20 protein-coding genes and 3 pseudogenes are annotated in these 25592 nt (G+C 67.6%); 15 read left to right on the forward strand and 8 right to left on the reverse strand.

Annotated features, from left to right (window positions below; genetic code table 11):
- Window positions 1-394: 394 nt before the first annotated feature.
- Window positions 395-2827, forward strand: a complete 2433-nt coding sequence (locus tag AB0D59_RS02695; RefSeq protein ID WP_362559871.1) for a SpoIIE family protein phosphatase — start codon at window positions 395-397, stop codon at window positions 2825-2827.
- A 91-nt stretch (window positions 2828-2918) separates the two neighbouring features.
- Complete coding sequence (locus AB0D59_RS02700) at window positions 2919-3506, forward strand: TetR family transcriptional regulator (RefSeq protein ID WP_362559874.1); 588 nt, start codon at window positions 2919-2921, stop codon at window positions 3504-3506.
- A 120-nt stretch (window positions 3507-3626) separates the two neighbouring features.
- Here AB0D59_RS02700 and aceE read toward each other — a convergent pair whose 3' ends face one another.
- On the reverse strand, window positions 3627-6320 hold the full coding sequence (gene aceE, locus AB0D59_RS02705; protein ID WP_362559876.1) for a pyruvate dehydrogenase (acetyl-transferring), homodimeric type: 2694 nt from the start codon (window positions 6318-6320) through the stop codon (window positions 3627-3629).
- Window positions 6321-6706: 386 nt separating this feature from the next.
- Here aceE and AB0D59_RS02710 point away from each other — a divergent pair, with 386 nt between their 5' ends.
- Window positions 6707-7180, forward strand: a complete 474-nt coding sequence (locus AB0D59_RS02710; protein ID WP_362559879.1) for a carboxymuconolactone decarboxylase family protein — start codon at window positions 6707-6709, stop codon at window positions 7178-7180.
- Window positions 7181-7577: 397 nt separating this feature from the next.
- Window positions 7578-7979: a cupin domain-containing protein gene (locus tag AB0D59_RS02715; protein WP_362559881.1), complete on the forward strand. Its 402-nt coding sequence runs from the start codon at window positions 7578-7580 to the stop codon at window positions 7977-7979.
- Window positions 7980-8378: 399 nt separating this feature from the next.
- On the opposite strand, the gene AB0D59_RS02720 is transcribed toward AB0D59_RS02715, so the two are convergent.
- On the reverse strand, window positions 8379-9107 hold the full coding sequence (locus AB0D59_RS02720) for an SDR family oxidoreductase (RefSeq protein WP_362559883.1): 729 nt from the start codon (window positions 9105-9107) through the stop codon (window positions 8379-8381).
- 577 nt (window positions 9108-9684) lie between these two features.
- Between AB0D59_RS02720 and AB0D59_RS02725 the strand changes: the two genes are divergently transcribed.
- The gene (locus tag AB0D59_RS02725) at window positions 9685-10182 is read left to right on the forward strand and encodes an Ohr family peroxiredoxin (RefSeq protein ID WP_362559884.1); all 498 of its coding nucleotides are present in this window, start codon (window positions 9685-9687) and stop codon (window positions 10180-10182) included.
- An 88-nt stretch (window positions 10183-10270) separates the two neighbouring features.
- Window positions 10271-10414, forward strand: a pseudogene (locus AB0D59_RS02730) (IS5/IS1182 family transposase); the annotation flags it as partial.
- Window positions 10415-10574: 160 nt separating this feature from the next.
- On the opposite strand, the gene AB0D59_RS02735 reads toward AB0D59_RS02730, so the two are convergent.
- Window positions 10575-11000 (reverse strand): DUF1003 domain-containing protein, encoded by a 426-nt coding sequence (locus AB0D59_RS02735; RefSeq protein ID WP_362559886.1) that lies wholly within the window; start codon window positions 10998-11000, stop codon window positions 10575-10577.
- A 922-nt stretch (window positions 11001-11922) separates the two neighbouring features.
- Here AB0D59_RS02735 and AB0D59_RS02740 point away from each other — a divergent pair.
- From AB0D59_RS02740 to AB0D59_RS02760, 5 genes are all read left to right on the forward strand, one after another.
- Window positions 11923-13623, forward strand: coding sequence for an FAD-dependent oxidoreductase (locus tag AB0D59_RS02740; RefSeq protein ID WP_362560839.1), 1701 nt, complete (start codon window positions 11923-11925; stop codon window positions 13621-13623).
- Window positions 13624-13835: 212 nt separating this feature from the next.
- Window positions 13836-14582 (forward strand): SDR family oxidoreductase, encoded by a 747-nt coding sequence (locus tag AB0D59_RS02745; protein ID WP_362559888.1) that lies wholly within the window; start codon window positions 13836-13838, stop codon window positions 14580-14582.
- 104 nt (window positions 14583-14686) lie between these two features.
- Window positions 14687-15283: a YceI family protein gene (locus AB0D59_RS02750; protein WP_362559889.1), complete on the forward strand. Its 597-nt coding sequence runs from the start codon at window positions 14687-14689 to the stop codon at window positions 15281-15283.
- A gap of 42 nt (window positions 15284-15325) precedes the next feature.
- The gene (locus tag AB0D59_RS02755) at window positions 15326-15496 is read left to right on the forward strand and encodes a hypothetical protein (RefSeq protein ID WP_362559892.1); all 171 of its coding nucleotides are present in this window, start codon (window positions 15326-15328) and stop codon (window positions 15494-15496) included.
- A gap of 648 nt (window positions 15497-16144) precedes the next feature.
- On the forward strand, window positions 16145-16627 hold the full coding sequence (locus AB0D59_RS02760; RefSeq protein WP_362559895.1) for a GNAT family N-acetyltransferase: 483 nt from the start codon (window positions 16145-16147) through the stop codon (window positions 16625-16627).
- A gap of 15 nt (window positions 16628-16642) precedes the next feature.
- Here AB0D59_RS02760 and AB0D59_RS02765 read toward each other — a convergent pair.
- Both AB0D59_RS02765 and AB0D59_RS02770 read right to left on the reverse strand, forming a co-directional pair.
- A pseudogene (locus tag AB0D59_RS02765) lies at window positions 16643-16867 on the reverse strand (AAA family ATPase); the annotation flags it as partial.
- A 323-nt stretch (window positions 16868-17190) separates the two neighbouring features.
- Entirely contained in the window at window positions 17191-17796 is a 606-nt protein-coding gene (locus AB0D59_RS02770) for a TetR/AcrR family transcriptional regulator (protein ID WP_362559897.1), read from the reverse strand.
- Between the two features lie 47 nt (window positions 17797-17843).
- Here AB0D59_RS02770 and AB0D59_RS02775 point away from each other — a divergent pair, with 47 nt between their 5' ends.
- The 4 genes and pseudogenes from AB0D59_RS02775 to AB0D59_RS02790 form a co-directional block, all read left to right on the forward strand.
- A complete protein-coding gene (locus AB0D59_RS02775) occupies window positions 17844-19166 on the forward strand; it encodes an ABC transporter permease (protein ID WP_362559900.1) in 1323 nt (440 codons plus the stop codon).
- A 389-nt stretch (window positions 19167-19555) separates the two neighbouring features.
- Window positions 19556-19921 carry a helix-turn-helix domain-containing protein gene (locus tag AB0D59_RS02780; protein WP_362559902.1) on the forward strand — a complete coding sequence of 122 codons (366 nt, stop codon included), beginning with the start codon at window positions 19556-19558 and terminating at the stop codon, window positions 19919-19921.
- A gap of 610 nt (window positions 19922-20531) precedes the next feature.
- Window positions 20532-21197 carry a nitroreductase family protein gene (locus tag AB0D59_RS02785; protein ID WP_362560842.1) on the forward strand — a complete coding sequence of 222 codons (666 nt, stop codon included), beginning with the start codon at window positions 20532-20534 and terminating at the stop codon, window positions 21195-21197.
- A gap of 125 nt (window positions 21198-21322) precedes the next feature.
- Window positions 21323-21445: pseudogene (locus AB0D59_RS02790) on the forward strand (IS5/IS1182 family transposase); the annotation flags it as partial.
- A gap of 20 nt (window positions 21446-21465) precedes the next feature.
- Here AB0D59_RS02790 and AB0D59_RS02795 read toward each other — a convergent pair.
- Genes AB0D59_RS02795 through AB0D59_RS02805 form a run of 3 tightly spaced genes read right to left on the reverse strand, consistent with a single transcriptional unit; the run spans window position 21466 to window position 25399 of the window.
- The gene (locus AB0D59_RS02795; RefSeq protein WP_362559905.1) at window positions 21466-22260 is read right to left on the reverse strand and encodes a ferritin-like domain-containing protein; all 795 of its coding nucleotides are present in this window, start codon (window positions 22258-22260) and stop codon (window positions 21466-21468) included.
- Window positions 22260-24575: an HAD-IB family hydrolase gene (locus AB0D59_RS02800; RefSeq protein WP_362559907.1), complete on the reverse strand. Its 2316-nt coding sequence runs from the start codon at window positions 24573-24575 to the stop codon at window positions 22260-22262. The genes AB0D59_RS02795 and AB0D59_RS02800 overlap by 1 nt, the downstream gene beginning before the upstream one ends.
- Window positions 24572-25399 (reverse strand): hypothetical protein, encoded by an 828-nt coding sequence (locus AB0D59_RS02805; protein WP_362559909.1) that lies wholly within the window; start codon window positions 25397-25399, stop codon window positions 24572-24574. The genes AB0D59_RS02800 and AB0D59_RS02805 overlap by 4 nt, the downstream gene beginning before the upstream one ends.
- Window positions 25400-25592 lie beyond the last annotated feature (193 nt).

The raw sequence follows: 25592 nt of genomic DNA on the forward strand, positions 1-25592 counted from the left end.
GCAGCACCGCGAAGTGCCGCAACTCGATACCGAGCGGACGGAGCGCCTCCGTCATCACCCCCGCCGCCCGCCAGTGCGCCCGCCGCAGCAACAGGCCGAGAGCAAAGGGCGAGGTGTCCCCGGGACGGTCGGTCGCACGCGAACCGGCCGAGGGGTGAGGAGCGTCGGCAATCACAACTCCAGGTTACCAGCCACCCATTCATCCAATACGGTATCGTTTGAAACAAACTGTGACTGTGCCCGCCTCCGCTGCGGCCTGACAACGCCGGCGCGGGATCACCCCGGGGTACTCGAGGCTTGCCTTGACGGCGGTCGTTCGGGGAACGATCGTGAAATAGAGCCGATGGCGAAGGTAATCCGGCGGTCATCCGGCACGGCACACCAGGTAGGCACCATGGCACACTCCCACGCGCGGTCGGGCCCGCTGCCTCCGGGGTCGGCACCGCTCCACGTCGACACAGCCGCGGCCATCGCCGTCTCGGACTCTTCGGGCCGCATAGTCCTCTGGAGCAGCGCCGCACAGGCACTGTGGGGTTACGGGCCCGAGGAAGTCATCGGCACGTCGCTCACCGGTCTCCTCACCGCCGACGGGGCGGCGCTGTTGCATCGTGACGGCCGCTCCGTCGAGGCGCGGGTCTGCTTGTCGCCACTGGTGGCCTCTGAACTGCCTGGCGGGTTCCTCCTGACCGCGGAGCCCCAGGTGGCCGCGGAGGCTCGGTCGGGTACGCAGGAGCCCGGAGACGAGGCGTTGATGCGGTGGGTGTTCGAGCAGCACCCCGCCCACCTCGGGGTATTCGACTGCGAAGCCCGGAGCCTGAAGCAGAACCACACGATGGCCCGGGCCACCGGCCTGCGCGAGGACGAACTCCGGGACCGGCGCGTCAGCGACCTGATCCCGGATGCCTCGCTGATCGAGAACGACCGATGGATCCGGCGGGTGGCCGCGACGGGCGAGCCGGCACAGAGAGAGGCTTTCCTGAAGGTCCCCGGCGAACCGAAGGCGCACGCCTGGACCGTGGACTACTTCCCGCTCAAGGACCCGGTCGGCCGGGTGCGCGCAGTGGCGATGTCGGCGTACGACTACTCCCAGCAGTACGAGTCACGAGAACGGCTGGCCCTGCTCGGCGAGGCACGCACCCGCATCGGCGCCAGCCTGGAACTGGAGGGAACGGCTGACGAGCTCGCCGAGCTCCTCGTGCCCCGCTTCGCGGACGTTGTCAGCGTCTACTTGTTCGAGGAGGTCTTCGGCGGTGATCTGCCCGCGTCTGTTCCCTCCGGCCCCGTTCTGCTGCGCCGAGCCGCCCAACGGCCTGAATTCCTCGCGACGGGGGCACGTCCCGCCCTCGGCGAGACGCGGTGGCACCCGGCTTCCTCACCGGTCAGCAGGAGTGTGGCGACGGGGAGGGCGGAACTGCACGACGTCACCGATCCACAGATGGCCCGTTGGTTCGCCGACGCCCCCGCGACCGCGGCTGAGCTACGCGCCGGTGGAGCGCACTCGCTGATCACGGTGCCGATCCGAGCCCGCGGCACCACTCTCGGAGCTGCCGCTTTCTTCCGCCATGGCACCTCGCACGAGTCTTTCGCCGCCGACGATCTGACCGTCGCCGAGGACGTGGTCGCCCGTGCTGCGATCTGCCTGGACAACGCCCGCCGGTTCACCCGCGAACGCGGCATCGCGCTGTTCCTGCAGAGCACCCTGCTGCCTCGTGGCCCGATCGTGCATCCGGGCGCGGAGACCGCTGCCCGCTACCTACCCGCCGACCGCGCCACCGAGGCGGGTGGGGACTGGTTCGACGTGATCCCCCTGCCAGGTACGCGCGTCGGCCTGGTCGTCGGGGACGTCGTCGGCCACGGCATCGGCGCCTCGGTCACCATGGGCCGGCTCCGGACGGCGGTACGTACTCTCGCGGACCTCGATCTGCAGCCTGACGAACTCCTCACCCGCCTCGACGACATGGTGACCCACCCGGCGGAAGAGACGGGCGACGAGACCGATGCCGGTGCCACCGATTACAACGCGATCCCCGGCGACATCGGCGCCAGCTGTCTGTACGCCGTCTACGACCCCGTGTCCGGTACCTGCACGCTGGCCCGGGCAGGTCATCCGCCCCCGGTCCTGGTATGTCCGGACGGCACCACGCAGGTCGTCGACGTGCCCGCCGGGCCTCCGCTCGGGCTGGGCAGCCTGCCGTTCGAGGCTACGGAGCTGACCATTCCCGAGGGCAGCCTGCTGGCCTTGTTCACAGACGGACTCGTCGAAACCCGCGGCCACGACGTCGATGACCGAATCGACGAGTTGCGGAACGCCCTGGCCCGGTCCGTGCCCTCGTTGGAAGAACTGTGCGACACAGTCCTGGAGTCCTTGCATTCCGAGACGCGAACCGACGACATCGCCCTGCTCGTCGCCCGCACCCGCCTCCTCCGCAAGGAACAGGTCGCCGAGTGGGGCGTGCCCGCAGACGCGGCCGCTGTGGCGGAGACACGCAAACTGGTGGACGAGCGGCTCACCGCGTGGGGGCTGGAGGAGGCCGCGTTCACCATGGAACTGGTGGTAAGCGAACTGGTCACCAACGCGATCCGATACGGCAACGAACCGATCCGCCTGCGGCTGATCAAGGAGCGGTCTCTCATCTGCGAGGTCTCCGACAGCAGCAGCACCGCCCCTCACCTGCGCCGGGCCCGGGTCAGCGACGAGGGCGGCCGGGGACTGTTCCTGGTCGCCGAGCTCACTCAGCGCTGGGGCACCCGCTACACCTCGGCGGGCAAGACCATCTGGGCCGAACAAGCCCTGGGCCGGTCGCCGCGGACGGTTCCCTCTTTCTGACAGGTCAATTGCTCCTGGTGTTTCACCACGCGAGTCCTGATTGGCCATCCGCGGGGCCGCCTCATGGCCCAGCGCTTCGCCGACGCGGCCGGTGTCACAGACCGGGTGGTCGCCCGGTCCTGGTGGGGGCTATGCGGGCACGACGATGCGCGGAATCGCCCAGCGGGCGGACGTGGATCCCGCGCTGATCCACCACTTCTTCGGCAACAAGGACGGCCTCTTCCGAGAGGCCGTTTCCTCCCGGATCGACATGTCCGCCGTTTTCGAGTCCCGGCCGGAGAAGACGGAGGAGGGAGAAGAAGAGGGAGAGGAGAGGAAGGTCCGGGAGGAGAACCGTGGGAAGCGGATCGCGCGGACGTTCCTCTCCCATTGGGAGGACCAGTCGACCCGCCCCGCGCTGGTCGCCGTCTACCGGGCCGGCCTGTCGGACGAGACGACGGCCAAGACGTTCGGCAACGAGTTCGAGGCGGCCTTCGTGTCGTGCTTGGGCCGGATCGCCTCCGAGGAGACCGAGCGGACACCGACGTTCACGTCACTGGTGTCCGCGCAACTGGTCGGCCTCGCCACACTGCGCTATGTCCTCGCGGTGGAGCCGCTGGCCTCTCTTGACTTCGAGGAACTGATGGAACGGCTCGTCCCGGCCATCGAGGTCCACTTCCGCCGGCCGTCCTCGGCCTAGCCGCTCCCGGTCCTGGGCCGCTCGCTGCGCGTGGGCGGCCCAGGGGGAAAGCGCCAGGTCAGCCTGTGCTGTCTCGCCGAGCTGCTCCAGCCGGCGGGCGACCGTGCTCTCGGTTGCTCCTCATGCGATCGCAGCGCGGCCGTAGCGATCGCGAGCCTGGACAACCATCTCCGGGACGACTGCGCCCACCCGCGCCAACTGGTCCAGGGCGGCGACGACGATCGACTCGGCGTCGACATGGAAATAGCGGCGTACGGCATCACGGGTGTCCGACAGCCCGAACCCGTCCGTACCCAGCGACGTGTAGTCCTGCCCCACCCACTGGCTGATCTGGTCGGGCACCTGCCGCATCCAGTCGCTGACCGCCAGAACGGGCCCTGGAGCGCCCGACAGCGCAGCCGTCACGTACGGAACGCGCTCCTCACCCCGAAGCCGCGCCCTGTCGGCGCTCATGCCGTCGCGGCGCAGCTCCGTCCAGGAGGTCACCGACCACACGTCAGCCTGGACTCCCCACTGGGAGGTGAGCAGTTCCTGGGCCTCCAGCACCCAGTGGATGGCCGTGCCGGAAGCCAGCAACTGGATCCGCGGCCCCGCGCCCAGTTGCTCCGCCTGCCGGAACCGGTAGATGCCCCGGAGGATCCCCTCCTCGACCTCCGGCCCGGTTGACATGGCCGGCTGCTGCTTGGGCTCGTTGTAGACCGTCAGGTAGTAGAAGACGTCTTCGGGCTGGTCGCCGTACATCCGTCGCAGCCCTTCCCTGACGATCACGGCGATCTCGTACGCGAAGGCGGGGTCGTAGCTCACCGCGGCCGGATTCGCGGATGCCAGCAGATGGGAATGTCCGTCGGCGTGCTGCAGCCCCTCACCTGTCATGGTCGTACGGCCGGCCGTCGCCCCGATGACGAACCCGCGCCCCATCTGGTCTGCCAGGGCCCAGAACTGGTCACCGGTTCGCTGGAAACCGAACATGGCGTAGAACATGTAGAACGGGATCATGGGCTCGCCGTGAGTGGCGTACGAGGTCGCCGCAGCGGTGAACTCGGCCATGGAGCCGGCCTCGGTGATGCCCTCGTCGATGAGCTGGCCGTTCTTGGCCTCGCGGTAGTAGAGCAGTTGATCCGCGTCGACCGGTTCGTAGGTCTGACCGTGCGGCGAGTAGATGCCGGCTGTCGGGAACAGGGATTCCATGCCGAACGTGCGGGCCTCGTCGGGGATGATCGGCACCCAGCGCCGGCCGGTCTCCTCGACGCGCATCAGGTCCTTGACCAGTCGGACAAGAGCCATGGTGGTGGCCACTTCCTGTCTGCCGAAGCCCTTCGTCAGGGACTCGAAGGGCCCCGCCGGGGGCGGCTGCATCGGCTTGGCCACCACCTTGCGTACCGGGGCGGGGCCTCCCAGAGCCGTACGCCGGTCGCGCAGGTACTGCACCTCTTCCGAATTCTCACCGGGGTGCCAGTACGGCACCAGGTCGCCGCTCAACGCGCTGTCGGGAATGGGAAGTTCAAGCACGTCCCGCATGTCGCGGAACTGCGCCATGGTCAGCTTCTTCATCTGGTGATTGGCGTTGCGGGACTCGAAGCCCGCGCCCAGCGTGTGGCCCTTCACCGTCTGGGCGAGGACGACGGTCGGTGCTCCGTGGTGCTGGACTGCGGCGCGATAGGCGGCATGGACCTTGAGGGGTTCGTGCCCACCGCGCGAGTTCTCGAACAGATCGGTGAGCTGCGCGTCGCTGAGCCGGGCGGCGATGCCGGAGAGCGCATCACCGGTGAAGAAATGCCTGCGTATGTAGGCGGCGTCCCGCGCTGCGTACGTCTGCATCTGGGCGTCGGGTACCTCGCCGAGTCGGTGGACGAGGGCCCCTGTGGTGTCCTGTCGCAGCACGGCGTCCCAGGCCTCGCCCCAGAGGGACTTCACGACCTTCCAGCCCGCTCCGCGGAACCGGCCCTCAAGTTCCTGAACGATCTTGGAATTCGACCGTACGGGGCCGTCGAGGCGCTGGAGGTTGCAGTTGATGACGAAGGTCAGGTTGTCGAGCCCCTCGCGGGCGGCGAGCGCCAACGCGGCCGTCGCTTCGGGCTCGTCCATTTCCCCGTCCCCCAGGAACGCCCATACGCGGGACCCGGATGTGTCCTTGATGCCGCGCGCGTGCAGGTAGCGGTTGAACCGAGCCTGGTAGATGGCGGCGAGCGGGCCAAGTCCCATGGAAACGGTGGGGAACTCCCACAGCCACGGCAGGCGGCGGGGGTGGGGGTAGGAGGGCAGTCCGTGGCCGCCGGCCTCGCGCCGGAAACTGTCCAACTGCTTCTCGTCGAGGCGTCCTTCCAGGAACACTCGGGCGTAGATGCCCGGCGAGGCATGCCCCTGCACGTACAGCTGATCGCCCGAGCCGTCCCCGTTCTTGCCTTTGAAGAAATGATTGAACCCGACCTCGTAGAGCCATGCCGCCGAGGCGTAGGTGGCTATGTGACCGCCGAGCCCCAGGCGGGAGCCGCGTGTCACCATCGCTGCCGCATTCCAGCGGTTCACGGCGGTGATCCTGGACTCCACGGCGACATCACCGGGAAAGACGGGCTGCGCGGACGCGGGGATCGTGTTGATGTAGTCCGAGGACAAGAGCCCGGGCAGGGCGATCCCGGACCTGGCCGCGTACTCGTGCACTCGTCGCAGCAGGTACACCGCCCGATCCGGCCCTGCGTTCCGCACGACAGCGTCGAGTGATGCCTGCCATTCGGCGGTCTCCTCGGTGTCCCAGTCGGGTAGTTGGTCGAGCTCGCTCGTCGCAGAGAACTCAGTGGGCCGGAACGGATCACTCATGGCGGCCTTTCTGTCACAGCGTGGGCAGGTGAGAGACCGACTGCCGACACGGAGGTACTCCGGTGCCGACCGGTCAAAGATGTGCGTGGGTGGGGTGAAGTCAGCCGTTCACAGCACCTAGGACCGCACTCTTGCCACTTTTGTGACAGTCCTCGGCACTGTGCCGATGCGACGGGCCTGCGAGCCTCGCAGGCCACGTACGTGCTGCGCGAAGCGTTCGAGTACGCCTGCACCGAAACCGCGAAGTCCTTCGGGGCACGACCCACAGCCGGGGCTGTACAACGCTGCCCTGGCCACCGACACCTGCATCACACCGCGCTTCGGTGTCACACCTTGCCGGGCTGTCCGGTCAGTAGTGCGTACCAGCGATTTCGCCAGGAGGGCCAATGGACGCACGCCTCAACTACTACGGCAATCCCCTCGCCGGCAAGGTGCTCAAGCACCTCTTCTCGGCCAGCAAGGTGCTGTCGGACTCGACGCTGCCTGCCACCATTCAGTATCTGGTGGAGGTCCGCGCCAGCCAGATCAACGGCTGTGGCTTCTGCACCGACATGCACACCAAGGAGGCCGCCCACGCCGGGGAGTCCTCGGTGCGGCTCAACCTGATCGCCGCCTGGCGGGAGGCGACGGTCTTCACCGAGGCCGAGCGCGCCGCGCTGGAACTGGCCGAGCAGGGCACCCGCGTCGCGGACGCGAGTGGTGGTGTCACCGACGAGGCATGGGCGAACGCCGCCAAGCACTTCGATGAGGACCAACTCGCCGCGCTGACGACCCTCATCGCCATCATCAACGCCTACAACCGCATCAACATCGTCACCCAGCAGCCGGCCGGCAGCTACAAGGTCGGCATGTTCGGCTGAGCCAGAGCCGGAGTCCAGCCGGACGCGGACGGTGCTTCGTCCGCGTCACCGCTGCCTTCGCGCGGAGAACGGCTTCCGGGCGCCAGCCGATCGCGCTCGACACGTGGTCGGCTGAGCCGGTTTCTTCGGGGCCCGGTATGGGCGTGGCCGCATGTCTACACACATCACCGTGGTGCCGCCGCGCTCTCGATGTCGCGTTGGCCGAATGGGGGCGACCGCCGACCCGCTGTGCGCAAAGCAGCAAGCTCGCTGTGCGCAGAGCAGGGGGCTCGCGGCGTGTCACAGATGCGGTCCACGCTTTGTCTTCGCTGTAAAGCAATTTGTTGTGAGCCCGGAATTGCCGACACGAGATCGTCCGTTCCGGGCCGGTCTACGGAGGTTTATCACCATGCACGAAATGCACTCAGAGGACGGCTTCGGACCCAAGATGCTGGCGGACGTCAAACCGCCTTTCGTTCCTGAGGGTGCTTCGGGGATGACTGTCCTCGTCGAGTGGGCTCCCGGTCACCCTGGGACTCCTCCGCACCGCCACTCGGGGCCGTGTTTCGGCTACGTCCTGGAAGGAGCGGTCCGGTGGGAGCTCGAGGGTGAGCCGGAGCACGTGATCAAGGCCGGTGAGACCTTCTGGGAGCCCGGCGGTGACGTGATCCACTACCAGAACGGCAACGCCTCGTCGGACGCGCCGGCCAAGTACATCGTGTTCATGATGTGCGCGCCGAACCAGCCGATGCTCACCCTGGTCGACGACGAGGAACTGAAGGAGCGGGCCCACCTGCGTGCCCCGCGGCCCACCGACTGACCTCCCGGCTGCGCACAGCCCGGTCACCGCCATGGCCAGGGCCATGGCGGTGCCGCAGTCGAACCGCGGTCCCCGGCTGCCGAGACCGCGGCAGACGGCCTTCTTCGCAGCCGCTGCTCCGTGGTTCCCGCTGACCGCTGCATGGCCGCGACGGCCCGGACGAAGCTCGCCTTGGCGGGCCCGTCGCACGAGAGCCTGGCCGAAGGCCTTCCGTCGGAGCACCTGCCGTGCACCTCACGCCAGGCTGCGCGGCGATCCGGATGCCGTACCCATGTCCACCAGTGCGACGGGCCGCACGGCTGCTTCTGGGGCAGCCGCCGGCGCCCGAACCCCCAGGACGCGACCGGCGCCGGATGGAACGCCGCCAACTCGTCGGGCGCCCCGAACAGCGCGAGTTCCTCAGGAGAGCCAGTCGGTGTAGCGCGTGGGGGCGAGGTGGGCGTTCTTGTCGGTGAGGACGTCGCCCTTGACCACGGCGAACATGCCGGCGGTGGGGTCGGTGACGACGGAACGGTGGTCGCCCTTGTGGGACAGGGTGATCCGGCCCAGTTCGTCCAGGGGGAAGATCTCGGGGCCGGCGATGTTGCGGATCCCGTTCAGCGGGGCGCCGATGGCGACCTCCGTCACCGCTTCCGCCACGTCCTTGGAGGCGATGGGCTGGATGGGCGTGGCGGGCAGTCGGACGTTGTCCGCGTCGGCGGTCCAGGACAGCACCGCATCCATGAAATCCATGAACTGCGTGGCTCGGACGATCGAGTAGGGGATCGGCCCATCCGCGAGGATCTTCTCCTGGAGCGCCTTGGCGCGGTAGTAGTCCATCTCGGGCACCTGGTCCGTGCCGACGATCGAGAGAATGACGAAATGTCCGACGCCACCCTTGTCGGCCGCCGCCAGGAGGTTGTCCATCGAGGTCTGGAAGAAGGCGAAGGAGGCGTCGTCGAAGGTCGGGGAGTTCGTCAGGTTGACGACGACGTCGGCTCCCATGACCGCTTCGTCCAGGCCCTGACCGCTGATGATGTCGACGCCCGTGGACTGCGAGTGCGGTACCGCCTCGTGTCCGGCGGCGTTCAAGTTCTTGACGACCTGCGACCCGATCAGTCCCGTACCGCCGATGACTGCGAACTTCATGACATGCCCTTTCGCCGGTAGTACGCCTGAATTGATTGCATAAGCCACTATATGTGGGCAATATGGGTTTGGCCTGGGCACATGCTGCCCGACTGCCGGGGACGGGTTCGTGGCCGAAGCGGTCGACGGCCCAATCTGGCGTGCACCTGCACGAAGAGCCGTGGGCGCGGAATGTCTGATGGCGCAGGGCCCGCGTCGTGGGCGAACGGGCGACCGTCGGTGCTTTCGGAGACGCCCGGCACATGTCCGTCGACGCCCGGTACATGCCCGTTCGCCGCTTGGCCAGGGCTGAGGCACTCGCCGAGCGAGCCGCACACCACCGACTGTCACAACAGCGGGGACGTGTCGGTCAACTGACTGTCCGCATCTGGAAACCCTCCATACGCGAAGGTGCACCAAATATGGCATACGACATTACGAGTCCATTGGGCTCTGCCCATGGCGCGGAATCCGGCATCGCATGGCGGCACGGCACAAAGAGGCCACGTGACGTAAAAAGGCCGACGGACGCGACCTTTCCCGCGTCGTTTTCGGCTCAGCGCCCGGCCGTGTACTGCACCGCTGACGGAGTCATGCCATGACTGAGCGGACCCGGCTGCCCAATCTGTCCACCGACAAAGACTTCGACGGCAAGGCCTTCGCCCCGATCTACACCACGGCCGTGACGGTGAGCGGGGGGGTGGTGAGTCACGGGCGGGCCTCGGGAAGGGCACGCTCGGGCGACGGAGTCCTGGATCTCAACCTGCGCATGCCCGCAGAACTGGGCGGCGACGGCCAGGGGACGAATCCCGAGCAGCTGTTCGCCGCCGGCATGGCCGCCTGTTTCCACGGGGCGCTGAGTCTGGTCGCACGGCAGGCCGCGCTCGACCCCGCAGCGATCTCCGTGGAGGCGACCGTGGCCTTCGGACGGGACCCTGCGGACGGCGGCTACTTGCTGCACGTCGACCTTGAGGTCAGATGGCCGGACATCGACCTTGCCGTCGCCGCCCCGCTCGTGGAGAAGGCCGATTCGCTGTGCCCCTACACGAAGATGGCCCAGCGGGGAACACCGACAAGCATCAGGCTGGCCTCATAGCCGACGGCGAAGGCTGCCTGTCCAGCTGTATGTCGTTTCCGTAGCCGTCGTGTGCGTCGTGCCGGCACACGACGGCTACGGAAAGCGGAGACCAACCGGCCCGTCGCCGGTCGACCGGGAGCGAGCAGGCCACAAACGCCACCTGATCACCGACGGGAGCGGCACGGTGCTGCCGGTCACCCTGACCGGCAGCAGCCTCAACGTCGTCACCCGGTTGCCGGCCCTGGTGGACGCCGCAAAGCGCACCCGAAGGATCGGACCCGCCACCCCGTGCCGTGGCAATGGCATGAGCCTCCACCGGTGGGTGGTCGGGTAAGCCCCTGACCGTTGAACAACATCCGGCCGCTTGCGCGCGCCGGACATGCCGAGCCTCAGGCGTTGCAAGTCCACGTTCACAGCGCATCCGGGGCCACCGGAGGAACCCCGGACCCCGGTTCCATCGCGCTCCTGCTCTGCTGGATGATCTCCTGGACGTGAAGCTCGATCTCCTGCGGATTCAGGCCGAGCGCCTTACCCGTGTGCACCGCCCAGACCTCGGCGCGCACATTGGTCTCGAAATCCAGGTCGGCCCGGACGTTCTCACGTACCGCTTGCCGATTCTGGCTCACCATGACGAATGTGGACAGGAAGATGGCCTCCAGGCTCACGATCATGGTGAGCAGCCCGAACGGGTAGGGGTCGAAGACGGCAACGGAGCCGAACAGCCTGAGATTGAGGGCGATCCACACCGCGAACCAGACGACATGGACGTACACGAAGCCCATCGTGCCCGCGAAGGCAGTGATCGCGTCCGCGAACCGGTCCTGCGACGTGCGCATCCTGACGAACGCCAGCCGCTCATGGCGCAGGCGGAGGTCGAGGCGCCGAGTACCGCCGGAAGCGGAGCTCGGCCGGAAGGCTCGGCCTCCGGGGTGAACGGTCATTCCCACTTGCTGCCTCGTTTCCTCGCCGGGGACGCCCTCGCCACCAGCCACCCATGGCCCCGGAGCCTGCCTGCTCCGAGCCGCCGCACGTGTGCTTCGCCAGGGAGACGACATCGAGCACGGTGCGAAGTCTCGACACGACCAGGTGGGGGCAAGCAGGCCACCGCGTGCGCTTCGGACCGTTCCGGCTCCCGTCTCCAGTCGCCGATCAGACGGTGATCGCCCTCGGGGACGAACGGCACGCCCCCCTGCGCCGAGGGCACTTGGGAGTACTCGGCCTTGGTCGTGTACTGCGCCCGGTTCTCTGGGACATCCTCTCGTAAAACACGGCGTCGACCGGACAGACGGGTGCGCGTGCGTGGCAGTCCACCGGGCGCTCGATGAGGCAAGCCCCGTCATCGATCGACGTCGGCGCAAGGCTGTGCACTGACGTACGGCATCTTCCGCTCCTTTACCCGACGGAGGTGACCAGTGGTCAGCCGGCTCGCCAGGGCGGTGGCCGACTGGAGGTATGACCATGAAGCCCTCGAGGTTGTGACGGCCGGCGCCTGACCCGCCCAGGTCGTCGCCGGGGTGAGGCACTGCGGGAGCAGGGTCGCAGTGGCCCGCCGACGGGCAAACACATGCCGGCAGGTACGAGCGGCGGTGTGCCGCAGTACACATCGTCTCTCCCCCACGTCGATGTCAGTGGACGCCATCACCCACGAGATCGTCCGCGAAAGGTGTCACAGATTCCGGAACGTCCTGGTCGTACTGAGTGACAATCCCTCGGCGATCGGAGTAGATCGTGGCTATCAGCGAACAACGTATTTCCACCATGGTGCTGGTGATCGGAACCGGAGGTGCTGGGCTGCGAGCAGCGATCGAACTGGCCGAAGCCGGTGTCGACGTCCTCGCCGTCGGCAAGCGCCCCAAGGAGGACGCGCATACGGCGCTCGCTGCCGGAGGAATCAACGCCGCCCTCGGCACCATGGATCCCGAGGACAGCTGGCAGCAGCATGCGGCCGACACGCTCAAGGAGAGCTATCTGCTCGCCGATCCCCGCACCGTGGAGATCGTCACCCAGGGGGCCGCTCGGGGCATCGGCGACCTGGAACGGTTCGGTATGGCCTTCGCTCGGGAGGAAGACGGACGGATCTCCCAGCGCTTCTTCGGCGCGCACAAGTTCCGGCGGACCGCCTTTGCCGGCGACTACACCGGCCTGGAGATCCAGCGCACGCTGATCCGGCGCGCGGACCAGCTGAACGTTCCGGTGCTGGACGGTGTCTACATCACCCGGCTTCTGGTCCACGACGGCGCCGTCTTCGGTGCCTACGGCTTCGATCTCACCCATGGAACGCGGTACCTGATCCACGCCGACGCGGTCATTCTTGCCGCTGGTGGTCACACCCGCATCTGGCGGCGAACGTCCTCCCGGCGCGACGAGAACACTGGCGATTCGTTCCGGCTGGCCGTGGACGCCGGCGCCCGTCTGCGCGACCCCGAGCTGGTGCAGTTCCATCCCTCCGGGATCATCGAGCCCGAGAACGCGGCCGGCACCCTCGTCAGCGAGGCCGCGCGCGGTGAGGGCGGCATCCTGCGCAACGCGCTCGGCGAGCGGTTCATGAACCGGTACGACCCCGCCCGCATGGAGTTGTCGACCCGCGACCGCGTGGCCTTGGCCTCCTACACGGAGATCAAGGAAGGGCGAGGGACGCCCAAGGGCGGAGTGTGGCTCGACGTCTCCCATCTGCCGCGGCAGACGATCATGACGCGTCTCCCCCGGGTCTACCAGACCCTGCTGGATCTGCAGATGCTGGACATCACCCGCGATCCGATCGAGATCGCGCCCACCGCGCACTACTCGATGGGTGGGGTGTGGGTACGTCCCGAGGACCACAGCACCGACGTGCGCGGTCTGTACGCCATCGGTGAGGCGTCGAGCGGCCTGCACGGTGCCAATCGCCTCGGCGGGAACAGTCTCATCGAACTGCTGGTCTTCGGCCGTATCACGGGCCAGGCGGCCGCCGCCTACTCGCAGTCCCTGACCGCCCAGCCCCGGTCGGCGTCGGCTGTCGCCCAGGCCCGCGCGGAGATCGACGATCTGCTGGTGGCCGACGGACCGGAGAACGTCCGCGCCCTGCAGCGCGCCATCCGCAACACCATGACGGAACACGCCGGAGTCGTACGCGACGAACAAGGCCTGCGCGCCGGGCTCATGGATCTCGCGGCGATCGAGAAGAGGATGGAGGACGTCGGCGTGCACCCGGACATCGCCGGCTTCCAGGATCTCGCGCATGCCTTTGATCTCAAGTCCGCGGCACTGTCGGCCCGGGCGACCCTCGAAGCAGCACTTGAGCGTCGTGAGACCCGCGGCTGCCACAACCGCAGCGACTACCCCCACCTGGACCCCGCTCAGCAGGTCAACCTCGTGTGGTCGCCCACGACTGGTATCACCCGGGAGAGCATTCCTTCCATCCCCGACGAGATCTCCTCGCTGATGGCAGAGGTCTCGACCGATGGAAAGCTCGCCGAATAACCCATGTGGCGTGTCCCGGTGAAGAGCCTCGCTCTCGTACGCGCAGGCCAAGCCCTGGGGCCCGATACGGGGATTTTCTCGATTCTCACGAAACTCTGTCACAAATGAACCTGCTGTCCGGTCTCTCCTAGTGCGGACCGAAATTATTTCGGCGCCGACGAGAAACTCGCAGTTGCACGTCGCACCATGAATACCTATGAAAGGAAACCGCTATGAAGGTCGTAGTGATCGGTGGAACCGGGCTCATCGGCTCGAAGCTGGTCGGCAAGCTCAACGAGTACGGGCACGAGGCGGTCGCGGCCTCGCCCAACACCGGCGTCAACACGCTGACCGGCGAAGGGCTGTTGGAGGCTCTGCAGGGCGCGTCGGTCGTGGTCGACGTGTCCAACTCCCCCTCGTGGAACGACGAGGACGTCATGAACTTCTTCCGTACCTCGACCACCAATCTCCTGCGGGCCGAGGCGGACGCTGGTGTGACGCACCACGTGGCACTGTCCGTGGTCGGCACCGACCGCCTCCAGGAGAGCGGCTACTTCCGTGCCAAGCAGGCGCAGGAAGAGCTGATCAAGGCCTCCGACATCCCGTTCTCCATCGTCCACGCCACTCAGTTCTTCGAGTTCGTGAACGGGATCGCGGACATCTCGACCGAGGGCGACACCGTGCGTCTGGCCCCCGTCAAGTTCCAGCCCATCTACTCCGACGACGTGGCCGCGGCCGTCGGCCGCACCGCGGTCGGCGCCCCGGTCAACGGCGTGGTGGAGGTCGCCGGCCCGGACGTGTTCCAGCTCGACGGTCTCATCCGTCAGGTACTCGCCGACAAGGGCGACACCCGCACGGTCGTCACAGACCCGAGCGCCCCGTACTCGGGTGCCACGCTGAAGGAGACCACGCTCGTGCCAGGTCCTGACGCGCATATCGCCGAGACCCGGTTCACCGATTGGCTCGGGCAGCAGCGCTAGACCCTGCGAGTGGCCCCTGACGGCAGTCAGGGGCCACCCCGGACGCAGATTCGCCGCAGAATGCGCCCCTGTCTGAGATCCACGCACGAAGGAACCGGCTCGCCATGTTCAACTGCATGGAAACCACTCTTTTTCGCACTGCCCCCTTTGCAGGGCTGACCGGCGTCTACGCTGTCGACCCGATCCACAGCACAATCGGGCTCTCCGTCCGGTACGGCATGGTCACGAACGTGCGCGGAAAATTCACTGCCTTCGAGGGCATAGTCAAGCTCGATGGAGAATGTCCCACCCGGTCCGAGGCCTACCTCAGTGTCCAGACCTGTAGCGTTGACACGGGTTATCCGGAACGGGATGAGCATGTCACCGGCCCGGATTTCCTCGATGCCGCGACGTTCCCTCTCATGAGCTTCCGCTCGGGCGGATTCCTCCGTGCCGGTCACGACCGCTTCCGTATGGCGGGATACCTCCTGATCAAGGACATCGAACTACCCGTGCACGTCGACCTTGGGTTCCGCGGAGCGAGCCGGGACGCTCACGGTCGGAACCGTGTCGGTTTCACGGGCACGGCCACCTTGCAGCGTTCCGACTGGGGGCTTGACAGCAAAAGGGCCCTGGCCACGGGCGGAGTTCTGATCAGCGACAAGGTGAAGGTGACTCTCGACATCCGTGCCGTGCGGCTGGACCAGGCACACGGCTCATAGGCCTCGAGACGCCTGCCGGCGTATCCAGCAGAAGGACACACGATGACGCAAGCCACGGAGAACGGCATCGACCTGGCGGCCACAGTCGTAGCGCTGACCGCCGAAGCCGCCGAACTTCACACGCGTATCGGCGCGCTTCACGAAGAACTCGTGGCGCTCAACGAGCAGATGAATGCCATCTCCGCCGCTCTGCGGCAGCCTCCGTCGCGTTGAGCAGTCGCACGGACCGCAGACGTCCGGCACTCGGCGCCGACCGGCCGTGCCGCCCGTCGCACAACTCTGGGTGGCGCACCTTGTTGGGGTAGGTAACGCGTTGTTCCTGTCCCAGCGTGCCTCACCCGGCTGATGAAGAGCGAGACCCTTCAGCGCGAGCCCTGATCGGGCGCCGCCGACGCGATACGCGAAGGCACGAGGTCCCCACCACCGCGGACACATCTGTCTGTCGTGGATCTCGCCCGCACCGCCCGCCCATCCTTGCCATGCGCTGTCCCCGACAGGCACTCAGCAGAGGCGCCCGGCGAACGCGGACCGCACGGCACGGCGCGCCTGCTTCAAAGGATTGACCGCGGCCAGAGCAGAACGACTTCGGAGACGGCCGTGCCCGAACTGTGGGCTGGTTTGGTTGGAAGCAAGGCCGTACACCACTGCGTTGTGTGGCTTTGGCGGTGTTCAATGGCTCCACCGAGGCGACTCCAACTGGCCCCATTTTGCCTCTGATTCGTGAGGATCAGGCGTTGTGACCTGGCTGTCGGAGGGCGGTTCGATGGGGGACCACCGAGGTGGCGGAGACGCGGAACGCGGTGGCCGTGGGACCGCGTTGCGGTGATGACGGCCTCGGCCGGACCACAGCACAATGCGCGAGTGGACAACGACATCATCATCCGTCCGGCCGCCTCCGATGAAATGGACGTCGTCGCTGAGCTTCGATGGCAGTGGATCCTTGAGAACCAAGACGTTCCCCTCATCGGGCGTGAGGAGTTCGTGCAGCACTTCGTCGCGTGGGCGAGGGAGAACACGTCGTCGCATCGCTGCCTGGTCACGGTCCGCGATGAGGTGATCATCGGCATGGCCTGGCTGGCGGTCCTCCCACGGGTGCCCAGCCCGCGCGCCCTGCAGCGGGCGTCAGGAGACCTGCAGTGCGTGTATGTCGTTCCCGGCGAACGCGATGGTGGCCTGGGGGGCCGGCTCATCGATGCGGTCCTGGACCGCGCTCGGGAACTCGGGCTCGAACGCGTCACCGTGCACTCCAGTCCCCGTGCGATTCCGGCTTACTCCCGCCACGGTTTCGAATCGTCACCCAGTCTGCTGCACGCCCACGTCGCCCGCACCACCTCCTATCCCTGATGGCCGATAAGGGGGCTACTTCGCCTCGTTGAGATTTCTTGCCCTGGTGTCGGCCAGGCGGTGGGACTCGGTGCCCGTCTCGATGAGGCCGGCGTTGAAGGTGAGGCGGTCCACGTCGGCGCCGCGGCGGTCCAGTTCGAGGTAGCCCAGCTCGTCGATTTCTGAAAGGTCGACGCGCCCGTAGCGGGCGATCGTCCTGCCCAGCTGCTCGTCATCGGCGGCCACGACCAGCTCGTTCACCCGGGCCGCGGCCGTCGGGTAAGCGCACCTACCCGGCCGGCACCCCGCCCAGCACGGACAGCGCGTGTATGTGTCCTTCGAAGAACGCCTGCTGCCGGCAGGAACGGAAGACGCGGTGCACCGACCTCGGTCGGTACCCCTGCCCCTTCGGCGATCACGCGGCGGCGGGCGGTGACGAAGTCACGCACAGTGGTGCAGGAGCGGGCGACGCCGAACTGCCTGCGCAGCTACGCCCTGTGGCGGCTCGCGGACCACGCCGCACCGTAGCCGACGGATATCCCACCTGTGACCAGCGCGTGCAGCCCTGCGGGTGGCGAGGCCGCTCAGCGCTCGTCGGCCGACCCGGGCCACAACGCCCGCACTGCGTCGGGCACCTCGGCCACAACAGCCTGATCGAGCAGAGCCACTTGGAGGATGTAGCCGGGGAGGATGGAGAGCATCGTTGATGCGATCCCCTCGGCCGTCGCGTTCGCGGGCAGACCGCCGCTTTCCTGATGGGCACGGACCAAGGGGACCAGATCCGCGCGTATGCGGCCCATGAGATGGTCGAGCTTGCGCGCCAGCGAGGGATTGCGCATCGCCTCTCCCCAGACCAGAACCGCGAGGCCGGCCACGTCTTCCTCGACGGACTTGGCCCGAATCACGTCGAGCAGTTCCGCCAGGACCGCCCCGATGGATCGGCCCCGCCGGTTCGTGGCGATGGCGAGCGTGATGTCGAGGACATCACGCATGTTCTCCTCGGCGATCGCGAGGATCATCTCGTCCTTGCTGGTGAAGTGTCGATACACCGCACCCGCGGACAGCCCCGACTCCGCGAACAGGTCCTGCATGGACGTGGAGTGGAACCCGTCACGGAGAAAACAACGGCGCGCCGCGTCCAGAATCTGCTCGCGACGGGCGTCCATGTGCTGCTGGGTGACCTTGGGCATGAGGCCAGCCTAGCAAAGAAAACGAACATTCGTGTTGACGTTCACCGATGTGGCAGGTCAAACTGAGAACCCAAGAAAAACGATCATTCTTTTTTGTGAGGCATGCTGTGAGGAACCCCTTGTCGCGACACCGGGCATGGCGGGAAGTAGCCATTGCCGCCGTGGTGCTGCCCATAGCGATCACTCTGGCGGTGATGGCGTTCGCCTGGCCGGCGGGGCGGATCTCGCCGCGCGACGTGCCGGTCGGGATCGTGGGTACGGGGCCGGCCGGCCAGCGCGCGGTGGAAGGGCTGACCCATGAGATGCCCGGCGCGTTCGACTTCCACCTCTATCCCGACCAGCAGGCCGCGCGGTCGGCGATCAAGAACCGGGATGTCTACGGCGCCTTCGCTGTCTCCGGCCACAGCATCACGGTGCTGAAGGCCACCGCCGCCAGCCCCTCCGTGGCCCAGCTTCTGACCGATGTCGGACAGCAGTTGGCCGACAAGGCCACCCAGCAGATGGCCGCCCGGCAGAAGGCTGCCGAGCAGAAGGCTGCCGAGCAGAAGGCCGGCAGTGCGCATTCCCCGGCGAAGGCCCACAAGCAGGCGGCCGCCCAGCAGGGCCCTGCCCGGCGGAAGCCCGCCCCGCAGGGAGCCGCCAGTGCTGATTCCTCGGTGAAGGTCCTCGTCAAGGCGATCGACGTGGTGCCCGTCGCCACAGAGGACCCCCGGGGTGTGGTGTTCAGCTCATCGGTTTTCCCGCTCACGATCTGCGGCATCCTGATCGGGGCGTTTGTCACGATGGCTCGCGGCCTGGCCCGCCCGCGCCACCGAGTGCTGACACTTCTCGTCGCATGCGCCGTCGCTGCCCTCGGCGTCTATCTCGTGGCCCAGGGTTTCCTCGGGGCACTCCCCCACAACCACGTGGCCACATGGGCGATCCTGTCGCTCGATCTGCTCGCCATCAGCGCCACTGCTGCCGGCGTGATCCGACTCCTCGGGCCGGCCGGCCTCGGGCTCAGCGCCGCGCTCATGGTCTTCGTCGGAAACGCCTTCTCCGGCGCCACCTCCGCTCCGGAGATGCTTCCCCAAGGCGTCGACCACGTCGGCCAGTGGCTGCCGCCGGGCGCCGGAGCCAGTCTGCTTCGCGACACCACGTACTTCGACGGCAACGCCGAAGCCGGCCACCTTGTCGTCCTCGCCCTGTGGAGCGTCTGCGGGCTCACAGCGGTCATGTGCGGCCACTGGGTCATCAGGGAAGCCCGCGGCACGAAGACCACGGCGCCGGCTTCCGGGGAGTTGCTCCCGGCCCTGCCGGGGTCCGGCACCGCTTTGCCGGTTCGGCGTCACGCGCACGCCCACGCCCGTCGCCATGACGACGACGGCTGATGCCGAGCGCTTCATGTGTGCAATCAGGCCCTGTCCGCCGCCGACTTCGGCAGAGTGTCGAAGGCGAATGAGGCGCCGACGCACGCCTGTTCCCTGGCCTTCGTCGCCTCTGGCGCCATGTTCCTGGCGGCGTAGACAGCGGTCCCGGCTGCCCACACACGCAAGCGGCACACCCAGGGCCCGGCGCCGCAGGAGCCGACATCACGAGGGCGCGCCACCTCCATGGGCCAGCCCGCCCCCAGGGGCGCGGCCGGCAGACACACGGGCCGACTCACGACACAACGACGGCCACGCCCACGGCCACGACCACGACCACGACCACGACCACCGAGTACAGCGCGAGGTGTTGAACCGCGACAGCTCGCGCCGTACCGAAACGGATACACACCATGACTACCCCCCAACAACCTCAGTCGGCACGCCGAACCGCGCCTCCGCAGTCGACCGATGACTCTCCGGCCATCACTCGGACCTTCACCCTGCTCAGCAGGCGCTGGAACGGCCTGATCCTCATGGCTCTGGCCAAAGACCCTGCGGACTTCGCGCAGATTCGCGAGCGCCTCCCCGGCATCAGCAACCGCATGCTCGCCCAGCGGCTCCAGGAACTGACCGCGATCGATCTGATCACCCAGGACGTCCCGCCCGGGCCGTCATCGCGAACCCGTTACGCACTCTCTCCGCATGGCAACGCCTTCCTCATCCCCTTGGCCGTTCTGTTCTTGTGGGCGGAGGATCACCTTGCGGCAAGCGATTGACCGGTATCTGATCAACCGGCCACGCCAGGCCCCTGACCTCCCTTTCCGGGCGGCCAGGGGGGAGCCGCAGCCGGACACATGCCTCGGCCGGGGGGGCGACCGACAACCAGGAGGAACGGGAGCACCGTTCTTGACCGCGGGCAGGGTGAGAACCGGCGGTGACTTCGCCGTCGTCTGCGGGAACTGACCAAGCACGCGGAAGTAGCGGGTTGGGTTCACCGCCGCACCATGACCAGGGCCGTGTCGTCGGTCGCGGCGCCCTGGTTGCGGACCAGGGTCCGCGGGCCGGTCGAGGCACGTCCCGATGCCTTCCCACCGGCGTTCCATGAGGCCGTCAGTGTGGATCACGAGAGGCTTCGAGGTACCCGACACCATGGCCCCCCCGGAGGAAGGCCCGGAACACCGCTGGGCAGCCGGCGGCTCCGTCGTGACATCCTGCCTCGCCAAGACCACGGCGCCATTTCTCACGATGCGAACGCTTCCGCGTGGCAGGCCGGACGGGGCGCGAACCGGCACTACTGCCATGTGTAGCATTTTGTGCATATCGTTGCATTTAATGGTCTTGTGACTGCCAGGGGGCACGTAGCGCAGACGAGGGAGATGGGTGGACTTGGACGTCTACGAGGCAGTCACGAGCCGACGAGCCGTACGTGGATTCATCGACCGGCCCGTCCCGAGAGAGGTACTGGAGCGGGTGCTCTCCGCTGCGGCTTGGGCGCCGTCCGGGTCGAACCTCCAGCCCTGGCATGTCTACGTGCTGACCGGCCGACCGCTGACCGAACTCAAGGAGCTCGCCGGCGGCCGTGTGACCGCGTGCGATGCCTGGGACGAGCGGGAATACGAGATGTACCCGCAGACACTGAGGTCCCCGTACCGCGAGCGTCGATCCGCCTTCGGTGCGGAGCGCTACAGCGCACTCGGTATCGCGCAGGAGGACTGGGAGGCGCGTCAGAGGGCCGCTTCCGCGAACTGGCAGTGCTTCGGCGCGCCCGCCGCCCTGTTCTGCTACATCGACCGAGGTCTGGGCCGGCCCCAGTGGTCCGACGTGGGCATGTATCTGCAGACCGTGATGCTGCTGCTCCGCGCCGAAGGCCTGCACAGTTGCCCGCAGATGGCGTGGTCGGTTTATCGCAAGACCGTCGCGGAGGTCCTGTCCCCCCCGGCCGACCTCATCCTCTTCTGCGGCATGTCGATCGGATTCGAAGACACCGCAGAGCGCTACACCCGTACAGGCCGAGCACCGCTCGACGAGACGGTCACATTCGTCGACGAATAGTCAGCGGTACCTTCTGCCCGTCACGGTCGGGCGCGTGACGTGGCGGCGGCGCTGCATCTCACGACGCAACCCGTGAAGTTGCTCCAGAGCCGTGCCGGACACGGCGGGGAACACCGGGCAAAGCGCACGGCTTCCGCCGCCTTCGCATCCGTTGAGAACGCCGATTGGACATCCATGAAGCGTTCCTCGAACTCCCCTGCCGCCTCATCACCCCCCGACAACTGGGCCCACTGTGCCGGCCGTTGTGACAGCCGTTCTGACATCGGCATCAGGAAGCGATCCCACGCCTGTCCATGGCGTCCTCGACTATGCGCAGCCCGTCCATGCCCGGCAGCTTCGCGATGTGCGCGTCGATGTCGCGGATGAGTTTGCGGCCCTCGGAGCCCGCGAAAAGGTGGGTCATGACGTGGGTGACCTCGCTCTCGGGCATGACGCCCGAGCCGACCGGGCCCCAGGCCTTTTCGAGCGCCAGCCGGGCGACCACGCGGGCCTTCTTGCTTGCCGCGAGCCGGTCACGCGCCTGTGACGCGTAGAACGCAACGTGCTTCGTCTCCTGCTGTGCGATCCGCTTCAGCAGGGGTACCAGCACCGGGTGGCTCTCCAGCGCGGCAAGCCGGTGGTACGCCGCTGTCGCCGACCACTCGTTCGCCGCGCCCCACGCCATGTGCACGGCGACGAAGTCGTTTCCGACCAGCCGACCGATCACTGTCTGCTTCACCGTCCCCAGGCGGTCCTTCCAGCCGAGCTTCAGACGGGTCGCCTTGAGCTCGTCGAAGTCGACGCGGAGGCCGTGGCGCTCCAGCACGGCCGCGAGTGCTTCGCCGTGCCAGAACTCCTCGCGGTTCCACATCGTCATGAAGGCGCCCACCGCGGGCTCGTCATGAGACGGCGTCGTCAGCAGATCACGCAGGTAGCACACTGTGTGGTATTCGATGTCACACATGTAGCGCAGGGTGCGCAATGTCTCCTCGGGCAGTGGGCTGCGCTCGAACTCGTCGAAGTCGAGGTCGGCCCACTGCACGCCGGTGGAGTTCTTCGTGTACTTGTCTATGTCGAAAGCCATCAGTCGCTCTTCTCGTCGGTGCGCGTCGTAACCGTCGCTCGGGCCGCGATGACGTCGCGGCGCACCCCCGAACCGCCCCTCTTCCAGCGGTAGATGTTCCAGTTCCTCTTGTGCGACTCGCGCGCCAGTTCGGCGTCGGGGTTGATCGCCGAGGGCTTGCCCAGCAGCGACAGCCACGGCAGGTCGGAGTGGCTGTCGCCGTAACCGTAGGAGGCGGCGAGGTCGTAGCCGCCCTCCTCGGCGTACCGCTGGAGCCACGCGGCCCTGGCCTCGTCCACAAGCGGCGGCTTCGCCAGGTAGCCGGTGAGCACACCGTCCCTCACGTGCATGGAACTCCCGACGACCTCGTCGAACAGGTCGGCGAGCGGAGCGGCGAGCAGGCCGATGGAGCCGGTGACCAGGACGGTGCGGTGACCTGCCGCACGGTGCGCGCGGATGCGTGCCAGGGCGTCCGCGCTCGTGTGCCGCAGCATCGTATCGGCGTACCCGCGCTGTACGACCTCCTCAAGACGGGCGATGGACATGCCGCGGTAACGGCGCAGGAACGCGCGGATGAACTCCCCGCGGTCACGTTTCTCGGCGCGGAGGTAGCCGGGCAGTGAGGCGAGCAGGTCCGCCACCTCCTTCGGCCAGGCCGCCTTGCGGAAGCCCGCGGTGCGCACCCAGAGATACTGCTCGACGATGTTGGAGTCGACGACGGTCCGTTCGAGGTCGAAGACGGCGAGTACGTCGCTACGCCGCGGCAGTTCGCGTCTCGGGCGGGCGTTCGCCGGCCGGGCGGCCGCGGCCTTCCGGCGGCGGTAGGCCGCTGTCAGCTCGCTGAGGGCGGGGAGGTGCACCTTCTGCAGGTACTGTTCCCAGTCGATCCGCTCCACGTCGAAGCCACGGTCCTCGCGCACCTCGGCCGGAAGGGCGTTGTTCAGCGCGCGGGCGTTGCGGTCGTCGAAGATGATCTCGGTCTGCGCGTACGCGCGGTAGAGGTCGATGAAGTTGCCGAGGGTGGCGATGCCGGCGCGCAGCTTGGCGTTCTCGGTCGCGAGAGCGCGCTTGCGCTCGTCGTTCGGCATCAGCCGCAGAGCGGCGTCCCACAGATCGGCCTTCTTCTTCGCCAGCAGAAGGCCTCGGTTGAACTTGCGCTCGCCCGAGAACTTCCAGGTCGGTACTTTGACGAATCCGTCGCCCTTGGGCAGCGGGTGCTGGGTGTAGTAGTCGCGTACGTTCTCGTACATGCGGTGGAACGGCAGGGGATTCGACGCGCCCGAGGCGATGTGGAAGTACTTCGGCTCGTCGACAGGGGTCGGGTTGGCCGCCACGGCCAGGATGGCGTTGACGACGAAGTCGACGGGGATGACATCGAGGATCGAGTCGGGCAGCCCCGGGAAGTCGGGCAGCTGGCCGCGGCCGTAGGCGAAGATCAGTGGATCGGCGACCTTGAAGCCGTCGATCCAGCCGGGGAACGGATGCTGGAGGGCGCTCTCGATGATCGCGGGCCGGACCACCGAAAGCCGGTGCCCGGCCTCGCCCCAGAGGTCTTCCGCGGCACGTTCGGCGAGTGCCTTCGTCAGGGTGTAGACGTCGGTCCACCCCAGACTCTGCGCGCGCCGCCGGCCGGCGGCCACTAGCTGGGAACGCACCCACTCGCGCCGCGCGTTCTCGCTCGCGCGGGCCGCCGCGATCGGGCCCTCCTTCCCGTGGTTGCCGCGGGCGCGGGACATGAACCGCTCGAGCATCGCCGGCTCCCGCGAGGTGAGTTCGGTCTGCTCGTGGGTCCGTGTCGCCAAGGTCCACTCGGTGTGCCAGAGGACATCGTGTTCGAGCTTGGCCTCGGGCACCACACCGCGGCGGAGCCCTCCGACATAGCAGGTGGACACGTGGACGACGTGCGGGTCGGATCCGGAGGCGAGCAAGGCCTCGTAGAGGCTTACGGCGCCGTTGACGTTCGTGTCGAACGCCTCGTGGATGGGCGGGTCGAACGAGACGGTCGACGCCGAGTGGATGACGACGTCAAGGTGGGAGGGCAGTTCGGGGACGCTGGTCATGCTGCCGTCGAGCACCGTGATCCGTGCACTGACGATGCGCTCGACCTCCTCGGCGCCCACAGCATCCCGCCAGCGCTCGAACACGGGTTTGCGCAGAAGCTGCCGGAGCCGGTCCTCCCCGCTCTGGCTGCCCTTCCGGCGCACGAGGAGTGAGATACGGGTGCCGGGGTGGTCGGTGAGCAGCCGCTCGAGCACGGCCTGCCCGACGAAGCCGGTCGCGCCGGTCAGCAGGACGTGCGCGTTGCCGAGTTCGGTCTTCGCGTTGTGCGATATCACGGAAGGAGCCTCGATTCCACGGTGGATGCGACACCCGGGCGGATGCCGGGGAGCGCGGCGACCATCCCGCGGATACGGCGCGCCTCGGCTCGTCCGCTCCGGTCGCCGAAGACATGGCGTTCGAAGAAGGTGCGCTCGTGCCCGGAGCGACCGACCGAGCCGAGCGGCCAGGCGGCGCGCCGGAGGGCGCGGCGGGTGATGCGCCGGGCCCGGGCCGAGCCCTGGAGCCGGCGCTCGGCCTCCTCGGCCAGGAAGCGGATGTGGCGATGCTTGATCTCCACCACGGGGTTGATGATCGACGCCATGGCAAAGGACACGCCGGCCAGACGCCGGTAGGCCGCCTGCGTGATCCATTCGTCCACGAGGCCCGTCGTCACGTGTTCGGCGACGATCTGTGTACCCGTGATGTTGGCGATGAGGGAACGACGGATCGGGCCACGGCGTTCGCGACGCTCCGCCAGTACCCGCCGCGCCGGACCGGCGCTCGAAGGGAGGTCGCAGGCGGCGGGAGAAGCATCCAGGACGGCGTCGAGGGCATCGGCTATCCAGTACCTCTCGAACATCCACGTGGTGAGGAACGCGGTGACACGGGCATCCTTGTGTGTCGCCGTGACGAGCAGGTCGCGCACACGGTGCAGCGTCGCGCGTTCCATGTCGCGCAGCGCGCGAACGAGCCGGACGGATTCGGCATCGAGCGGCTCTTCGGCGAGCGCCCCGAGGTCGAGGGTTCCGCGGTGGCTGCCGTGTGCCGTACGGGCGAACTCACGCACGTCGAAGCCCGCTGTCTCGGGCGGCGCGGTCGTCGTCTCGTTGTTCGAGTTCATGCACAGGCTTTCTGGGGCGGGAGCAGGGGAAACGCTGCAGAAGCCCCGGAGCGTGCGAGAAGCCGTCGGGGGCCGTCACGTGAGACCGGGCAGCCGACACATGTGTGACACGTGACCTGGTTCCGTACGGGGCCCGCATGTGCGTCCCCTGCGGGGAAGACCGCGAGATCCCGCAGTATCGGCGCGTGGTGTC

The organism is Streptomyces sp. NPDC048417 (assembly GCF_040651615.1).
Lineage (GTDB): Bacteria > Actinomycetota > Actinomycetes > Streptomycetales > Streptomycetaceae > Streptomyces.

Coding starts and splice junctions, on each gene's coding strand:
- AB0D59_RS02695 (WP_362559871.1), top strand. CDS start 395: ATGGCACACTCCCACGCGCGGTCGGGCCCGCTGCCTCCGGGGTCGGCA.
- AB0D59_RS02715 (WP_362559881.1), top strand. CDS start 7,578: ATGCACTCAGAGGACGGCTTCGGACCCAAGATGCTGGCGGACGTCAAA.
- AB0D59_RS02755 (WP_362559892.1), top strand. CDS start 15,326: ATGACGCAAGCCACGGAGAACGGCATCGACCTGGCGGCCACAGTCGTA.
- AB0D59_RS02725 (WP_362559884.1), top strand. CDS start 9,685: ATGACTGAGCGGACCCGGCTGCCCAATCTGTCCACCGACAAAGACTTC.
- AB0D59_RS02795 (WP_362559905.1), bottom strand. CDS start 22,260: ATGGCTTTCGACATAGACAAGTACACGAAGAACTCCACCGGCGTGCAG.
- AB0D59_RS02720 (WP_362559883.1), bottom strand. CDS start 9,107: ATGAAGTTCGCAGTCATCGGCGGTACGGGACTGATCGGGTCGCAGGTC.
- AB0D59_RS02735 (WP_362559886.1), bottom strand. CDS start 11,000: ATGCGCACGTCGCAGGACCGGTTCGCGGACGCGATCACTGCCTTCGCG.
- AB0D59_RS02745 (WP_362559888.1), top strand. CDS start 13,836: ATGAAGGTCGTAGTGATCGGTGGAACCGGGCTCATCGGCTCGAAGCTG.
- AB0D59_RS02805 (WP_362559909.1), bottom strand. CDS start 25,399: ATGAACTCGAACAACGAGACGACGACCGCGCCGCCCGAGACAGCGGGC.
- AB0D59_RS02740 (WP_362560839.1), top strand. CDS start 11,923: ATGGTGCTGGTGATCGGAACCGGAGGTGCTGGGCTGCGAGCAGCGATC.
- AB0D59_RS02750 (WP_362559889.1), top strand. CDS start 14,687: ATGTTCAACTGCATGGAAACCACTCTTTTTCGCACTGCCCCCTTTGCA.
- AB0D59_RS02780 (WP_362559902.1), top strand. CDS start 19,556: ATGACTACCCCCCAACAACCTCAGTCGGCACGCCGAACCGCGCCTCCG.
- AB0D59_RS02775 (WP_362559900.1), top strand. CDS start 17,844: ATGTGGCAGGTCAAACTGAGAACCCAAGAAAAACGATCATTCTTTTTT.
- AB0D59_RS02770 (WP_362559897.1), bottom strand. CDS start 17,796: ATGCCCAAGGTCACCCAGCAGCACATGGACGCCCGTCGCGAGCAGATT.
- aceE (WP_362559876.1), bottom strand. CDS start 6,320: ATGAGTGATCCGTTCCGGCCCACTGAGTTCTCTGCGACGAGCGAGCTC.
- AB0D59_RS02710 (WP_362559879.1), top strand. CDS start 6,707: ATGGACGCACGCCTCAACTACTACGGCAATCCCCTCGCCGGCAAGGTG.